The sequence below is a fragment of the Pseudomonas sp. Pseusp97 genome (assembly GCF_047304025.1).
Taxonomy (GTDB): Bacteria; Pseudomonadota; Gammaproteobacteria; order Pseudomonadales; family Pseudomonadaceae; genus Pseudomonas.
In genome coordinates this window covers 1-16503 of record NZ_JBGLYK010000123.1, presented here as the reverse complement: position 1 = coordinate 16503, position 16503 = coordinate 1, and the positions used below count along the sequence as shown (strand labels likewise).

The following is a 16503-nucleotide window of genomic DNA, read 5'->3' as shown; positions in this document are numbered from 1 at the left end:
TCGTCGAGCAGCGCGGCCAGGCTGCGGCCGACGCCGGCGCTGGGGTCGCCCACCAGCTTGCGCAGCTTGGACACCAGCCGGCGCTCCCAGCGCGGGTAGTGTTCGGAATGCCGCTCCGGCGCATGACCTTCGCCGAACAGCACGGGCACCCGCGACTGCTCCAGCAGGTTGTCCACCAGCGGCGAATCTTCCTGCTGCGCCAGGTCCACCAGCCACAGGTCGGTCTCGCAGGCGTCCAGCTGCTCGCTCTCAAGGCGCGCCGGGTCGGCGTTGATCACCACCTGGTAGCCATGGCCGGCCAGGGCCTGCGCCAGCACATGGCGCTGCAGCGAGGTGTCGGCGATCACCGCAATGCGCGGCGTGCTCTGCTCAGACATGGGCCTTCACCAGCTTGTGGATGTTCTCCAGCAGCTCGGATTCCTGGTACGGCTTGCCCAGGTACTGGTTGACGCCGATGGCCAGGGCTCGGTCGCGGTGCTTCTCGCCGGTACGGGAGGTAATCATGATGATCGGCAGGTCCTTCAGCTGTTCATCGTGGCGCACCAGGGTGGCCACCTCGAAGCCGTCCATGCGCGGCATCTCGATATCCAGCAGCATGATGTCGGGCTTGTGTTCCTGCAGCTGGGCGATGGCGTCCACCCCGTCCTTGGCGGTGAGCACGTTCATGCCGTTGCGTTCCAGCAGGCGGCTGGTGACCTTGCGCACGGTGACCGAGTCGTCCACCACCATGACCAGGGTCGGGCGCTGGTGTTCGATCTCCGCGGCGGCCGGGCCGGCCAGTTGGCGGCGCGGCGCATGCTGGACGAGCTGGGCGTGGAGCACGCGGATGGTCGCCAGCAGGTCGAGAATCACCACCACGCGGCCGTCGCCGAGGATGGTCGCGCCGGAGATGCCGCTGACGCCGGCGAACTGCGCGCCGAGGCTCTTCACCACGATTTCGCGCGAGCCCGCCAGGGCGTCCACCTGCACCGCCACGGCGTGGTCCGCCGAGCGCACGAGGATCACCGGCAACGGCAGCGACTGCCCGACCAGCTTGGGATGCTGGCCGTTGTTGAGCAGGTCGCCCAGGTACTTCAGTTCATAGTGCTGGCCGGCGTACTCGAAGCTCGGCGCGGCGCCGGATTCGTCGGCGGCGGCCTGCTCGTATAGGGCCTCCAGCTCGTACGGCGAGACCCGTACGATACCTTCGATGGTGTTCAGCGGCAGGGCATACAGGTCCTCGCCGGAGAGCACCATCAGTGCGCGGTTCACCGACACGGTGAACGGCAGGCGGATGTCGAAGCGGGTGCCTTCGCCGACGCTGGAGTGGATGCTCATGGAGCCGCCGAGCTGTTTCACCTCGGAGTTCACCACGTCCATGCCCACGCCACGGCCGGAAATCTGCGTGACCTTCTCGGCGGTACTGAAGCCGGCCTCGAGGATGAACTGCAGCACCTCGTGGTCGTTCAGCTCGCTGTCTCCGGTCATCAGGCCGCGCTCGATGGCCTTGCGGCGCACCGCTTCCAGACGGATGCCGGCGCCGTCGTCGGCCAGGGTCAGGAGGATGTCGCCACCCTCGCGGCCCAGGGTCAGGCGAATGGTGCCCTGCTCCGGCTTGCCGGCGATGCGGCGCGCCTCGCCGGACTCGATGCCATGGTCGACCGCGTTGCGCAGCATGTGCTCCAGCGGCGCGACGATGCGTTCGAGCACGGTACGGTCCATCTCGCCTTCGGCGTTGCTGACCACGAACTCGACCTGCTTGCCCAGCTCGCTCGCCACCTGGCGGACGATCCGGCGCAGGCGCGGCACCAGGCGGTCGAAGGGCACCATGCGGGTACGCATGAGGCCTTCCTGCAGCTCGGTGTTGACCCGCGCCTGTTGCAGCAGCAGGGTCTCGGCGTCGCGGTTCTTGGCGGCCAGGGTTTCCTTGAGGTCGAACAGGTCGGACGCGGACTCGAACAGCGCGCGCGAGAGCTGCTGCAGCTGCGAGTAGCGGTCCATTTCCAGCGGGTCGAAGTCTTCGTAGCCGGCGCGCTCGGCGTCGGCCTGGTGGCGCGAGAGGATCTGCGCCTGGGTTTCGGTATCGAGGCGGCGCAGCTGGTCGCGGACCCGCTCGATGGTGGCGTCCATCTCGCCCAGGGTCGAACCGACGTCGCTCACCTGCTGCTCGACGCGACCGCGGAAGATCGAGGTCTCACCGGCGAGGTTGACCAGGCCTTCGAGCAGTTGCGCGGGCACCTTCACCAGTTCCTGCGGCGCGCGGCGCGCAGCGGCTTCCTGGGCGGCTTCCTGGGCGCGGCGGACGAAGGGCAGCACCACCGGCGCATCGATGCGCTGCGGCACGGCGGCGGCCATGATGGCTTCGGGCAGGGCCGGCAGGTTCGCCGGCGCCGGCTGTTCGGCAATCGGTTCCTCGGCAATGTCTTCCTGCAGGCTTTCTGCGCTTTCGACTTCACCCAGGTGCAGGCGCAGCTGGTCGACTTCGGCCTGCAGGCCTTCAAAGCCGGACTGCGCGTCCATCAGCAGGCTTTCCGGCCAGGGCGCGCCCTGCTGCTGGGCTTCGCCCAGGTGCTGTTCGAGGTCGTGGGCCAGGTCGCCCAGGCTGGTCTGGCCAGCCAGGCGCGCACCGCCCTTGAGGGTATGGAGGATGCGCAGCAGTTCATCGAGCGCACCGTTCTCGCGCTCGGCGTCCCAGCGGCCCAGGGCCTGTTCCATGGCTTCGAGCAGGTCGTCGGCCTCTTCCAGGAAGATATCCAGGATATCGGCTTCCGGGCCGTCCGAAGCGCCCTGTGCGGAGCTGATCGCGTGCAGGCTGACGCTGCTGGGGATGCTCAGTTGTTCTTCGGGGTTGGCACGAAATCGGTGGATCGCGTCAATCAGCGATTCACCTCCCGGAATCCGGCAATGCTGCTGGACCGCTTCGAGCATCTCGGCGAGACGGTCGTGGCAGCGCTGCAGCAACTCGAAGAGTGTCGGGCTGGCGCGCAGGCGCCCGCCGCTGAGGCCTTCGTAGAGGAATTCCAGTTCGTGGGCGAGGTCGCCGATGGGGCGGATCTCGGCCATCCGCGCGCCGCCCTTGAGGGTGTGCAGGTCGCGTTGCAGCGCTTCCAGCTCGACGCTGTTGTCGGGGTTTTCCATCCAGCGGTGCAGGGCACCGGAGGAGCTTTCGAGGATGTCGAAGCCTTCCTCGAGGAAGATTTCCACCAATTCCTGGTCGCGGTCCTCGTCCAGTTCGTACTCGCTGTCCTGCACGCCCGAGACGTCAGGAGCTACTGCATCCGGTTCGATGACTTCCGGTTCGGCAGCCCGGGTTCCGGCAACCTCGGCTTCGGCGGTCTCGAGGAAAGCCTGCAGGTCGAGGTCCTGCTCCGTGTCTTCCACCTCCGGCTCGGCGGCTACGTCAGCAGCTGTGCTTTCCGCTGTGAGGGCTTCGAACTCGATGGCGTCGAGATCAATGGCTTGAGGATCAGCCGCCTCGAACGCTTCAGCCGCTTCGGCTTCCGGCGCTGCCTCGGCGGGCAGTTCCAGCTCGATGTCGTCTTCCACGACTGGCGGCAGCTCGAGGGCTTCGTCCTGCTCGACCACGGCTTCCTGCTGCGCCGCCAGGGCCTGCGGCAGGTTCAGGCCGGCGGCCGGGTTCTGGCGGAAGGTGCGGATGGTCTGCACCAGATCGGCCGGGTCGGTCAGCGCCTGGCCGGCCTGCAGCTGGTCAAGCTGGGTAGCCAGACGGTCGTGGCAGGTGCGCAGCAGGTCGCCCAGCGGCTGGCTGTGCTGGAAGCGATGATCCAGCAGGCCTTCGTAGAGCGATTCGAGCTCGTGGGACAGGTCGCCGATCTCGCGGATTTCCGCCATGCGCGCGCCGCCCTTGAGGGTGTGCAGGTCGCGTTGCAGGGTCGAGAGCGCGGCAAGGCCTTCGGGCGAGGCCAACCACTGGTCCAGCGCCTGGCCGGCGTTATCCAGGATGTCGACCGCCTCTTCGAGGAAGATCGCCACCATTTCCTCGTCCAGCGCCCGCGGCGGTTGCTGCGGGGCGGGATGGGCGTGCGGGGTCTCGGCGGTGATGACATCGTCGTCATCATCGTCGGCGGCGCCGCGCGGGGCGCCATCGGTGTCGCCGCGCGGCGACCAGCTCAGGCCGTCGGGGAGGTTGTCGTCGTCCACCGGGCGGCTGTCGAGCAGGAACTCCTCGTCCTCGGAAGGGAAGTCATCCGCCGTCAGGTTCTCCAGGTCGACGAACTCCAGGTCCGCTGCTTCGGACAGCTCGCCCTCGGCAGCCGGTGCCTCCAGCAGGCGGTGCAGCGCCTGGACCTGTTCCGGACGGGCGCTGACCTGCAGGGCCGCGGCCACCTGATCCATCATGCCGATCAGCGCCTCGTGGGCGGTCTCGGCGGCGGCGAAGAACGCCTCGCCCGTTTCCAGGCGACCCTGGCGCACGGCGCCGTAGACCGCCAGCAGCGCATCGGCGAGTTCCGCCATCTGCGGCAGCTCGGCCATCTGCGCGCCACGGCTCAGGGTTTCCAGCTCTTCGTACAGGGCGCCCAGCTCCTGGCGCTCCTGCGGGTGCTCGCGCCAGCGGCGCAACAGGTCCTCGGCGTCGAGCAGGATGTCCATGCCCTCGGCGAGGAACATGCCGATCAGGTGCGGATCGTTGCCGCTGCCCTCGCCACTTTCGCCGCGACGCTTGGCCTCGGCGGCTTCCAGGCGCTCCTGGTGGATCTGCGCGATGCGCGCCAGCAGCTCGGCGCTACCCTCGATCGGCGCCAGCGGACGGCCAGCGACGAGTTGCTCGAGACCGACGCGGAACAGCCCTTCGGCGGCGTGCAGCAGCTCGGCCTCGCGCAGGTCGACCTGCAGCAGGTTGGTCTTGAATTCCTTCACCAGCCGCTCCAGCGGCGTGGCGATCTCGGCAATCGGCAGGATGCCGGCCATGTGTGCGCTGCCCTTGAGCGTGTGCAGGGCACGCTGCAGGTCGTCGGTCACGGGCTGCGGCAGCTGTTGCGCGCAATCGGCGAGGAAGCCGACCAGGGTTTCCAGATGGGCTTCGGCTTCGTTGCGGAAGATCTCCAGCAACTGCGGGTCGAGGCTGTCGTCGAGACCTTCGTTGGCAGCCTGCGCGGCGATTTCCTCGACATCGGCAAGCTCGGGGGTGATGTCCTCGACCGACGGCGCCGACTCCGGCAGACCACCACCGGGCGGCGGCACCGGCTGCCCCTTGGCCAGGGCGTGGGCGGTGGCGGCCAGGCGGTCGACATCGTCGCGCTGGCGCTGGGCGCTGGCAGCGTATTCCTCGACCAGTTCGGGCATCAGCGCGACCACGTCCTGCACCACCTGCAACACGGCGGGCGAAGCGGCAATGCTGCGGTCGAGCACGCGGTTGAGCAGGTTCTCGATGGACCAGGCCAATTCGCCGATCACCAGGGCGCGGACCATCCGGCCACTGCCCTTGAGGGTGTGGAAAGCGCGGCGGATCTCGGTCAGCGAGTCGCGGTCATCGGTGCTGGCCAGCCAGGTCGGCAGGTGTTCACCGATGGTTTCCAGGACTTCGCCGGCCTCCTCGATGAAGACTTCGCGCAGCTCTTCGTCGATCGGTTCTTCGTCGGCGGGCGGCGGCAGCAGGCTGGGCGGCACGTCCTGGGCCGGCGGGTTGATCGCCTGCACCGGGACAGCCATGACCTCGGCCAGGGACAGCGGCCTGGCCGGCGCCTCGGCGACCGGCTCGGGTTCGGCCGGCGGGCTGGGCAATTCGACTTCCGGCAGGTCCAGGTCGGCGATGTTCTCGTCGCTCCAGGCTTCGGCCTGGAAGGCGGGGGTCTGGGTTTCGGGCAGCGGCTCCAGCGGTTCCAGCTGCAGCGGCGCATCGAGGCTGAAGTCCACGCCTGCATCCAGCGCGGTCGGTTCGCTCAGCTCGCCCAGGGTCCAGTTGTCGTCGCTGACCAGCGAGGCTTGCGCATCGGACGGCTCATCGGTGGCCGGCGGGGCGTCGAAGCTCAGGTCGTCCAGGGACTCCAGGGTGACCAGCGGCGCGGGTTCGAGCGCTTCCAGGCTGGCGAAGTTTTCGTCCAGCTCCAGGGACGGCGCGGGCGACTCGGCAGCCGGCTGGCTCAGGTCGACGCTGAACCAGTCTTCCTCGGCGGGCTTCTCACCGGTCGGGGCAAGCGACTCCATGTCCCAGCTCAGCTCGTCCACCGGGGCCGCAGTGGCCTCCAGCGACGGCAGGCCGGCGAAATCTTCGAGCAGTTCCGCCGCGGCGGCAGGTTCGGCCGGGGTCGCTTCGTCGACGCGCGGCGTCTCGGCCAGCGGGGCATCGTCCAGGCTCCAGCTCAGCCCATCGGCCAGCGGTTGCGCGGGGGTCTCTTCCAGCGTTTCGAGGCTGAACTCGATGCTGTCGGCCTTGTGGCTGTCGTCCAGCGACCAGCCTTCGTCGGCCAGGGTGGTGTCGGTGATCGGTGCAGCCGGCTCCAGCTCGATGTCCCAGCTGAGGCTTTCCGGCTCCAGGGTAGCGGTCGGCGCGCTCGATTCGGCCGGGACGGCGGAGGCGGCCAGCAGCTCGCCCTCGTCCAGGGTCCAGGCGCCCAGCTCGGCCGTGGGCTCGGCGGAGTCCAGCTCCAGCGGTTCGAAGGTGAAGCTCGCTTCGGCTTCGCCAGCGGGCTGAGCCTCGGATTCGACAGGGAGATCGAAGTCGGCCAGCAGCGCAGGCTCTTCCAGCACAGCAGGTTCGGCGACCGGCTCCAGGGATTCGAAGGTGAAGCTGTCTTCGTTTTCGACGACCGGTTGCGGCGCGTCGAAGTCGGCCAGGTCCGGGGTCGGCTCTGCGACCGGAGCCTGCTCTTCAACCGGCGCCAGCTCTTCCAGAGGCGCCAGCCGGGAAGGCTGCTCGAACGGCGGCTCTTCGAGCGGAGCCGCCTCGAAGGTGGCCGGCTCGAAGCTGTCGGCGATTTCCACCGGCGCGGCCAGTTCCGGGACGTCGTCCACCGGCACCGCCTCGGTCGGCTCGGCCAGCGGCTGCGCGGCCAGCACGTCGATCTCGTCGAGCGGATTGTCCAGCGGCGCCGGGACATGAGCTTCCGGCTCGGCGTCGAGGATCGACGGGCGCGGCTTGAGCGAGTAGCCCAGGCTGTCCAGGCTCTCCTCGGCCACGTCGAGGATCATGTCGCCCTGGGTGTTGTGGTCTTCCGACAGGCGCTCGAGGTAGTACTCGACGCTGGTGATGGCGTCGGCCAGGGTGTCCAGGCTGTGCCAGTCCGGCACGGCCTGGCGCACCAGCAGTTGTTCCTGGATGTAGCGATTGCAGTTTTCCAGCAGTTTCGCCGCACGTTCCTGGGAGATCATCGCCAGGCCGCCGCGAACCTGCGTCAGCAGTTCCGGCACGCGGGCCAGGTGCTCGTGGTTCCACTGCGAGGCGATGAACTCGATGATCGCGTCCTTGGCCAGTTCCAGGCCGTTGCGCGCTTCCTTGATCACCACCTGGTGGATCTGCTCGACATCGGTGGTCGGCAGGACGTTCTCTTCGCGGCCCGGTTCCTCGCTCGGGCCGACCATGCCGGCCAGGGTGGCTTCGACATACAGCAGCGCACCGGCGACATCCATCAGGGTCGCGTCGTTGGGCTGGCGCTGGCCGTGGGCCAGGGCGCTGACCACCTCGATCTGGTCGAGGATGACCTTGCGCGGCTGGCCGAAGCCCAGCACGGCGAGGGTGTCGGCGATCTGCTTGAGCGGCGCCAGCAGGCTGCCCAGCTCGTTCACGCCGCTGCGGTCGCTGCGCACGAAGAGATCGAGGCTGTCCTTGACCCGCACCAGCTCCTCGCACAGCGCGCCGACCACCGAGCGCATGGCGTCGCGGTCAGGGCCGGCCAGGCGGGCGCGTTCCTCGTCCACCAGGGCCGCGCCCGGCAGGGCGTCGTCCAGGCGGTACTCGTCCTTCACCGCGCGCACGCGCGGCGACTGGTCGGAGGCCTTGGCCACGTAGAACAGCAGGTTCTTGATCAGCTCGTCCGGCGCCGGCTGGTTCATGGCGTCGGCGCCCTGGTCGACCAGGCGCTTGAACTCGCGGTCGACCTGGCGCAGCAGGTTACGCACCGAGGTGCCGTTGGCGATGCTGCCATTGGCCAGGCCTTCGATCATCGCCGAGGCGATCACCCACAGGCGGCCCAGCGGGGCGTCCTTGCACAGGGATTCGAGGCGGGCGAAGACGCGCGCCAGGTAGCCCAGGTTGGTCGGCAGGTCCTGGTTGCGGATGACGCCGACCAGGGCGACCTGCAGCATCTGCCGCAGCTTGCGCAGCAGGGCCGGCAGTTCGGCGGTACGCAGGCGCGCCAGGGCGTCCACCGGCAAGACCGGCGATTCCCGGGACAGGTCGGGGGAGAACAGGCTGGTTTCCGACAGCAGCTTCTCGCCGCGGGCGGTGCGCAGGTCGTTGAGCAGCGGCAACACCACCAGCGGCAGGTCGCGGCGGGCGCTCTGGATGCGCTCCAGGTACGCCGGCAGCTGCAGGATGGCCTGCATCAGCACTTCCAGCGCTTCGCTCTGGCTGGAGGCCTTGCCGTCGATCAGGGCCTGGGTCAGGTACTCCATTTCCTCGGCGAGCAGGGCCGCGCCGTAGAACTCCACCATCTGCAGAGTGCCGCGCACCTGGTGGATATAGGCCAGGCAAAAGCCCATCCGCGTCGGGTCCTGGGGATTCTCGACGTAGGATTCGAGGGCTTGCCGCGCCTGCTTGAGCGTTTCGGCAATCTCGCCTTTTACCCATTCCAGGGCGACATAATCGTGCCGATCACCCATAGCCACTCCACTCATGTGTCTGTGTCATCCCTTCCGGGTAAAGGCCAGAACGCGCTCATCGGCGACCGGTTCGAGCAGCGGGTGGTGCCAATCGGCGACCTCGCCCACTCCGATCACCAGCAATCCCCCGGGCGCCAGGCGCTCGGCCAGGCGATTGAGGATTTCCCGCCGCCGCCAGCGGCGGAAATAGATCAGCAGGTTCTGGCAAAAAATCACATCCATGCCGGACATCGGCGCCTTGGCCAGTTCCAGCACATTCAGCCGCGCGCAACAGACGCGCCCGGCGAGATCGGGTATCACACGGTATCGACCGTCATCCTGCGCGCTGAAATAGCGCGTGGCCAGTTCCGGGTCGATATCTTCCAGCTTGCGTGCCGCATAGCTCGCCTCGCGCGCCCGGTTCAGGGCATTGAGGCTGATATCGGTGCCGGTCACGCCGAACAGCGGTGCCAGACCTGCATCTTCGAGAACCCTGGCGGCCACCATGGCGAGGGAGTAAGGCTCCTCGCCGCTGGAACAGCCGACGCTCCACAAGGCCAGCGGCCGGCTCGGGCCGACCTGTTCGAGGCGCTGGCGCAGGTAACTCTCCAGCACTTCGAAGGAAGCCTTGTGGCGAAAGAAACGGGTTTCCTGGACGGTGAGGCGATCCAGCAGGTTCGACCACTCCACGGCGCCGCGCGGGCCATCGGTGACCTGGCGGTAATAGGTGCCGTAGTCGGCGATACCCAGCTCGCGCATCCGCGCGCCGAGGCTGGTCTGCAGGAAGGCGCGGCGCTGTTCGTTGACGACGACGCCGGTGCGGTCTTCCAACAGTGCCTGCCAGTCGCGGAAGTCCGCGGCCGACATGTCGGCCAACGGCTGCAACGACCAGACGCCACTTGCCTGCATGTCGCGCCCCTCGCTCAAGATTGTCGTGCGCTACCCGGCAAAGAGTCGCGCACCTCCTCTGCTCAGGCCTGTTCGGCGGTGTCCGGCAGTTTGAAGCCGGATACGGAGTGGCGCATCTCTCCGGCCATCTTGGCCAGGTTACCAATGCTGCGCGCAGTGGCGGTGGTACCGGCGGAGGTCTGCGAGGTGATCTCCTGGATCACGTTCATGGTGTTGGAAATGTGGCCGGCGGAGGAGGCCTGCTGACGGGCGGCGTTGGAGATGTTCTGGATCAACGCGGCCAGGGTCTTGGATACCTTCTCGATCTCTTCCAGGGACACACCGGCGTCCTGCGCCAGGCGGGCACCGCGAACCACCTCGGAGGTGGTCTGTTCCATCGAGATCACCGCTTCGTTGGTGTCGGTCTGAATGGTCTTCACCAGCGCCTCGATCTGCTTGGTCGCAGCGGAGGAACGTTCCGCCAGACGCTGTACTTCGTCCGCTACCACGGCGAAGCCGCGGCCCGCGTCGCCCGCCATGGACGCCTGGATCGCGGCGTTCAGGGCGAGGATGTTGGTTTGGTCGGCAATGTCGTTGATCAGGCTCACGATGTCACCGATCTCCTGGGACGATTCGCCCAGGCGCTTGATCCGCTTCGAGGTGTCCTGGATCTGCTCACGGATGTTGTCCATGCCGGTGATGGTGTTGTGCACCACTTCGTTGCCCTTGTTGGCGATGGCTACGGAACGTTCCGCTACCGCCGAGGACTCGGAGGCGTTCGCCGATACCTGGTCAATGGACACGGCCATCTCGTTGATCGCGGCGGAGGCGCCGGCGATTTCCTGGGCCTGGTGCTCGGAAGCCTCGGCCAGGTGCATGGCGGTGGCCTGGGTTTCCTGGGCGGCGGCGGCCACCTGCACGGCAGTCAGGTTGATGGTTTCCACCAGCTCGCGGAGCTGGTCGATGGAGTAGTTGATGGAGTCCGCGATCGCACCGGTGAAGTCCTCGGTTACCGTCGCGGCCACCGTCAGGTCACCGTCGGCGAGGTCGGCGATTTCGTCGAGCAGTCGCAGAATCGCCGCCTGGTTGCGTTCGTTCTTCTCGGCGGTCTCGGCCAGCCGGCGGTTGGTCTCACGCACCATCACCAGGCCGATGAGGATGATCGCGCCCAGGGCGATGATGCCCAGCGCGGCGCTGGCGACCTGGTTGAACACGCGGCCTTCGGCCAGGTTCTCGAAGCCGGCGGCGAGGCTGGAAGCCTTGTCCAGCAGGGTCTGCGAGCCACCGAAGATGGTGTTGGCGGCTTCCCGGACCTGGAACAGTTCCGGGGAGGTCTCGAGGATCTCGTCCACCGAGCCGGAAACGAATTCGAAGAGTTCGGCGATCTCGTTGAGGCGATCCACCGCTTCGGCGTTGGTCACCTTGGAGATGCTCATCGCCGCGTTGCCTTCCTTCATGCCCTTGAGTACGCGGCCGAAGAGGCTGGCGTCACGGCCGAAGCTGTCGGCGGCCTGCACGGAGTTCTCGTCGCCGGCCAGCACCTTGTTCACCGAGCCGAGGATACGTTCGGCCAGCAGCGACTGGCGCTGGGCTACCGCGACCTGGTCGGCCGGGGCGCCGTTCTCCAGCAGGATGTCGACGACCTCTTCGTACTCCACCTGCAGCTGCGGGATGGTTTCGGCGAGGGTCGCGGCCACCTGGTGCAGGGACAGTACGGTCTGTTCGCTGGCGAGGATGGAGTCGGCGTTCTTGCGCAGGGTGTCCCAGTCCTTCTGCACATCCGCCATCTGCGGTTGTACCGAATCCGGGCTCGGCGGCAGGCCGGTGCTTTCATCACCCTTGCTCAGGATGTTCCAACGCTTCTCGAAGTCGTTGCGTGCCTCTTTCAGCAGCTTGAACGCCTCCGCCTTGCCCGCCGCGGCTTCCGTGGCGTTCTTGGCGATACGCTGGGACAGCACGCGCAGCTCACCGGCATGGCCGATGTACTGCTTGTCGTGGTTCGCCTGGGTGTTGAGGTAAGCGAAGTTGGCGAACAGCAAGACGATCGCCACGATCAGGACCACGAAGAGCCCCAGGATCAGCGAACTGCTGCGCGCACCCGAAAAAAGACTGCCTGCCTTTATATTTTTCATATTCGGCCCCCGCCTGGACCCACCACGATTTACGCTTTCCATGTCACAACAAGGGCCGGCAGTGCCGGCCCAACCGGTCAAACTCTAGCTGGCGACGTCCAGGAACCCGGGGTGCTGAGCCAGCGCATGCGGGCTGAACACGAGCCAGGGTTGCTCCCGATGGAAGACGCCATGGATAAAGGGCTGCAGGACCGCTTCCAGCGGTGGCAGCTGCTCGGAGAAGGTGTCCACCGGGAAGTGCTGCATGCCGAATACCTCATCGACGATGAGGCCGGCGAAGACTTCCTGGTGTTCCACGACGAGCACGCGCCGCTGTTTGCGCAGAGGCGAAAGCTCCGCGCCGAGGAAACCGCACAGGTCCATGATCGGCAGCAGGCGGCCACGCACGTTGGCGACCCCCTTGACCCAGTCACGGACGCCGGGCAGCAGTGTGTAGCGCGGTTCGTGAAGAACCTCGCCGACCTCCCCCATTGGCGCCACGAACAGGCGCCCAGCCATGCGAAAGCCGATGCCGTTCCAGCTCTGCACCACTTCGCGCTGCGCGGGCAGACCCGCGGCCAGCTGACGACAGCGCTGATCGATCTGGACGAGAACCTCGAAAGGACTCTGGACTTCCGCCATGCCGGCCCTGGCCTTCTCTAATAATTATGTTCGGGTGTGCAGCAACGGCTGGATCAGCCGGCCAGCACCGAATTGATGGTCTTGAGCAGTGTTTCCTCGTCCACCGGCTTGGTCAGGTAGTCGCGAGCGCCCTGGCGCTTGCCCCAGACCTTGTCGGTCTCCTGGTCCTTGGTGGTGACGATGATCACCGGAATCGCGCTGGTTTCCGGGTCCTTGGACAGCTGACGGGTCGCCTGGAAGCCGTTCAGGCCGGGCATGACGATGTCCATCAGGACGACGTCGGGCTTTTCCTGGCGAGCCAGGGCCACGCCATCGGCGCCATTTTCGGCCTTGAGTACCTGGTGCGAATGCTTTTCCAGCATCGCGGTCAGCTTGTACATCTCGGTCGGCGAGTCATCAACAATCAGAATTCGAGCCATTGTGGTCCCCATACGGAATAGGCGTCACCGGCGCTCGCGCCGGACTTCAGGAAGCGTGCTCCACCGGGGTGAAGTCGGGCACATGGGTCTTGATCGCGCCGAGCAGCTCTTCCTTGCTGAAGGGCTTGGTGAGGTACTGATCGGAACCGACGATGCGACCCTTGGCCTTGTCGAACAGGCCGTCCTTGGAGGACAGCATGATCACCGGCGTGGATTTGAAGGCACTGTTGTTCTTGATCAGGGCGCAGGTCTGATAGCCATCCAGGCGCGGCATCATGATGTCGACGAAGATGATGCTCGGATGGGTATCGGCGATCTTGGCCAGTGCATCGAAGCCGTCGATGGCTGTGATGACATCGCAGCCGACTTTCTTCAGCAGGGTTTCAGCCGTGCGACGAATCGTCTTGGAATCGTCGATCACCATTACTTTCAAACCGTCGGAATGCTGTTCCATGTTCGCCCTTACCATCTCGGTGAGTCGTTTTTTCCGCTTTTTATTTCAGTGCGCTAGCGCCCTGCCACCGTCGGGCTGCGACCCAATCGTGGGAACCTTTTACCACAATCGTCAGAATCTTTACCACGCCCAGCAAATTCAGGCCATAAGACCCGGAACACGCAGGCTTTTTCCTTGACCGAGCGCACATCCAGCGCCACCCTGAGCATCCATTTTCAGCCTTTGCGGCGCGGCCTGATGTCGCAGCCCCAAGCCCACAGATTCCTCCAGGAGGACATCCCATGAGCGTACGCCTCGGGATCGTGATGGACCCCATCGCGCAGATCAGCTTCAAGAAGGACAGCTCGCTGGCCATGTTGCTCGCCGCCCAGGCCCGTGGCTGGCAGCTCTTCTATATGGAGCAGCAGGACCTGTACCAGAAGGAGAACGTCGCCCGCGGCCGCATGCGCCCGCTCAAGGTGTTCTACGACCCGGCCCACTGGTTCGAGCTGGAAGAGGAAGTCGACCAGCCGCTGTCGGACCTGGACGTGATCCTGATGCGCAAGGACCCGCCCTTCGACAACGAGTTCGTCTACTCCACCTACCTGCTGGAACAGGCCGAAACCGCCGGCACGCTGGTGGTCAACAAGCCGCAGAGCCTGCGTGACTGCAACGAGAAGTACTTCGCCACGCTGTTCCCGCAGTGCGCGCCGCCGACGGTGGTGAGCCGCCGGTCCGACATTTTGCGCGAGTTTGCATCACAGCATCGTGACATCATTCTCAAACCCCTGGATGGCATGGGCGGATCGATGATCTTCCGCCACCGCGAAGGCGACCCGAACCTCTCGGTGATCCTCGAGACCCTGACCCGCCACGGCCAGGAACAGGTCATGGCGCAGCGCTACCTGCCGGCCATCAAGGACGGCGACAAGCGCATCCTGATGATCGACGGCGAGCCGGTGGAATACTGCCTGGCGCGCATCCCGGCCCAGGGCGAGACCCGCGGCAACCTGGCCGCCGGCGGCCGCGGCGTGGCGCAGCCGCTGACCGAGCGCGACCGCTGGATCGCAGCGCAGGTCGGCCCGGAACTGCGCAAGCGCGGCCTGCTGTTCGTCGGCCTGGACGTGATCGGCGAGAACCTCACCGAGATCAACGTCACCAGCCCGACCTGCATCCGCGAGATCGATGCGGCCTACGACACGCGCATCGGTGAGCGACTGATGGCAGTCATCGACGAAAAGCTCAAGGCGCGCAGTGCGTCATAGACTTTTATAAGCCTCGTCGGCAGACTTCCGCCCCACCCTGGCCCGTGCGATCCGCAATGAACGCTGCAACCCACCAAGACTTCCCCGTGTCCTCCGGCGTACGTCCGGCGGACCGTCTGGGTTTCACCCTGTTCGTTGCGGCCATCCTGCACGTGGCCGTGCTGCTCGGCGTGGGCTTCACCATGCCGTCGCCCAGCCAGCTGAGCAAGACGCTGGAAATCACCCTGGCCAGCTTCAAGAGCGACAAGGCGCCGGAGAAGGCCGACTACCTCGCGCAGATGAACCAGCAGGGCAGCGGCACCCTGGAACACAAGGCGATCCCCAAGACCACCGAGCAGGCGCCGTTCCAGGACACCGAAGTCAAGAAAGTCGCCCCGCCGGCCACCCCGCGCCAGGCCAGGAGCCCGGAAGCGCCCAAGGCCGCGGTCGCCACCCGCAGCCCGCGTCCGGACAAGGTGCAGACCAAGCAGCAGACGCCCAAGGCCGAGACCGTCGCAAAGCCGGCGCCGCAATTCGACTCCAGCCAGCTGTCGGCGGAAATCTCCAGCCTGGAGGCCGACCTCGCCCGCGAACAGCAGGCCTACGCCAAGCGCCCGCGCATCCACCGCCTGAGCGCCGCCTCGACCATGCGCGACAAGGGCGCCTGGTATAAAGAGGAATGGCGCAAGAAGATCGAGCGCATCGGCAACCTCAACTACCCCGACGAAGCCCGCCGCCAGCGCATCTACGGCAGCCTGCGGCTGCTGGTATCGATCAACCGCGACGGTTCGCTCTATGAGGTGCAGGTGCTGGAATCCTCCGGCCAGCCCCTGCTCGACCAGGCCGCCCAGCGCATCGTGCGCCTGGCCGCCCCCTTCGCGCCCTTCTCGGGCGATCTGAACGACATCGACCGCCTGGAAATCATCCGCACCTGGCGCTTCGAACGCGGCGACCGCCTGTCCAGCAACTGACCCGGCCCGCCAGATAGCGCCTGCAGGCGCGCCGTTGCGCTTTCAAGTCTTGTTCCTTTGTTCCGCAAGCCTGAAACTAGCCGGCATGAAAAGCACAGCCGCCAGCTACCTCAAGCACCATTTCCTGATCGCCATGCCGCACATGGCGGACGCCAACTTTGCCCAGACCGTCACCTACATCGTCGAACACAACGAGCAGGGTGCCATGGGCCTGATCATCAACCGCCCCAGCGGCCTGAGCCTGGCCGATGTGCTCGAACAACTGCGCCCGGACGAACTCCCGCCGGTGCGCTGCCAGGGCATGACCATCTATAACGGCGGCCCGGTGCAGACCGACCGCGGCTTCGTCCTGCACCCCGCCGGGCGCAGCTACCAGGCCACCCTGGAGCTGGGCGAGCTGTCGCTGTCCACCTCCCAGGACGTGCTGTTCGCCATTGCCGACGGCAGCGGCCCGGCGCAACACCTGATCACCCTCGGCTACGCGGGCTGGGAGGCCGGCCAGCTGGAAGCGGAACTCGCCGACAACGCCTGGCTGACCTGCCCCGCCGACCCGGCGGTACTCTTCGAGGTGCCGGCCGAGCAGCGCCTGTCGGCAGCCGCCGAACGCCTGGGGATCAACCTCAGCCTGCTCACCGCCCAGGCCGGGCACGCCTGATGAGCAGCAAACCCCTGCGCCTGCTCCTGGGTTTCGACTACGGCACCAAGCAGATCGGCGTCGCCGTCGGCCAGGCCATCACCGGCCAGGCCCGCGAGCTCTGCGTGCTCAAGGCACAGAACGGCGTGCCGGACTGGAATCGCGTCGAAGCCCTGATCAAGGAATGGCAGCCCGACGCCATCGTCGTCGGCCTGCCGCTGAACATGGACGGCACCCCCAGCGACATGAGCGAGCGCGCCGAGAAATTCGCCCGCCGCCTGCACGGCCGCTACAACCTGCCGGTGCACACCCACGACGAGCGCCTGACCACCTACGCCGCCAAGGGCGAGCGCCTGGCCCAGGGCCAGCGCGACGGTTACCGCGAGCGCCCGGTGGACGCCCTGGCCGCCGCCCTGCTGCTGGAG

General features: G+C 66.7%; 10 protein-coding genes and 1 pseudogene. 4 read left to right on the top strand and 7 right to left on the bottom strand.

What is annotated here, in order from left to right; translation table 11 throughout:
• From ACCC94_RS19030 to pilG, 7 genes and pseudogenes are all read right to left on the bottom strand, one after another.
• Window positions 1-377, bottom strand: a pseudogene (locus ACCC94_RS19030) (chemotaxis protein CheB); the annotation flags it as partial.
• Window positions 370-8757 (bottom strand): Hpt domain-containing protein, encoded by an 8388-nt coding sequence (locus ACCC94_RS19025; protein WP_413351054.1) that lies wholly within the window; start codon window positions 8755-8757, stop codon window positions 370-372. The gene ACCC94_RS19025 and the pseudogene ACCC94_RS19030, both read right to left, overlap by 8 nt.
• A 24-nt stretch (window positions 8758-8781) precedes the next feature.
• Window positions 8782-9645 carry a protein-glutamate O-methyltransferase gene (locus tag ACCC94_RS19020; RefSeq protein ID WP_413351053.1) on the bottom strand — a complete coding sequence of 288 codons (864 nt, stop codon included), beginning with the start codon at window positions 9643-9645 and terminating at the stop codon, window positions 8782-8784.
• Window positions 9646-9707: 62 nt separating this feature from the next.
• Window positions 9708-11756 (bottom strand): methyl-accepting chemotaxis protein, encoded by a 2049-nt coding sequence (locus ACCC94_RS19015; RefSeq protein ID WP_045212954.1) that lies wholly within the window; start codon window positions 11754-11756, stop codon window positions 9708-9710.
• Window positions 11757-11840: 84 nt separating this feature from the next.
• A complete protein-coding gene (locus tag ACCC94_RS19010; protein WP_017520132.1) occupies window positions 11841-12377 on the bottom strand; it encodes a chemotaxis protein CheW in 537 nt (178 codons plus the stop codon).
• Window positions 12378-12430: 53 nt separating this feature from the next.
• Window positions 12431-12796 (bottom strand): twitching motility response regulator PilH, encoded by a 366-nt coding sequence (gene pilH, locus ACCC94_RS19005; RefSeq protein WP_024766237.1) that lies wholly within the window; start codon window positions 12794-12796, stop codon window positions 12431-12433.
• A gap of 46 nt (window positions 12797-12842) precedes the next feature.
• The gene (gene pilG, locus ACCC94_RS19000; protein ID WP_015475142.1) at window positions 12843-13250 is read right to left on the bottom strand and encodes a twitching motility response regulator PilG; all 408 of its coding nucleotides are present in this window, start codon (window positions 13248-13250) and stop codon (window positions 12843-12845) included.
• Window positions 13251-13531: 281 nt separating this feature from the next.
• Between pilG and gshB the strand changes: the two genes are divergently transcribed.
• The 4 genes from gshB to ruvX form a co-directional block, all read left to right on the top strand.
• Window positions 13532-14494, top strand: coding sequence for a glutathione synthase (gene gshB / locus ACCC94_RS18995; RefSeq protein WP_236172733.1), 963 nt, complete (start codon window positions 13532-13534; stop codon window positions 14492-14494).
• 56 nt (window positions 14495-14550) lie between these two features.
• Window positions 14551-15444: a TonB family protein gene (locus ACCC94_RS18990; RefSeq protein ID WP_413351052.1), complete on the top strand. Its 894-nt coding sequence runs from the start codon at window positions 14551-14553 to the stop codon at window positions 15442-15444.
• A gap of 85 nt (window positions 15445-15529) precedes the next feature.
• Window positions 15530-16099: a YqgE/AlgH family protein gene (locus ACCC94_RS18985; protein ID WP_413351051.1), complete on the top strand. Its 570-nt coding sequence runs from the start codon at window positions 15530-15532 to the stop codon at window positions 16097-16099.
• The coding region (gene ruvX, locus ACCC94_RS18980; RefSeq protein ID WP_413351055.1) for a Holliday junction resolvase RuvX at window positions 16096-16503 on the top strand (408 nt) is incomplete at its 3' end. The genes ACCC94_RS18985 and ruvX, both read left to right, overlap by 4 nt.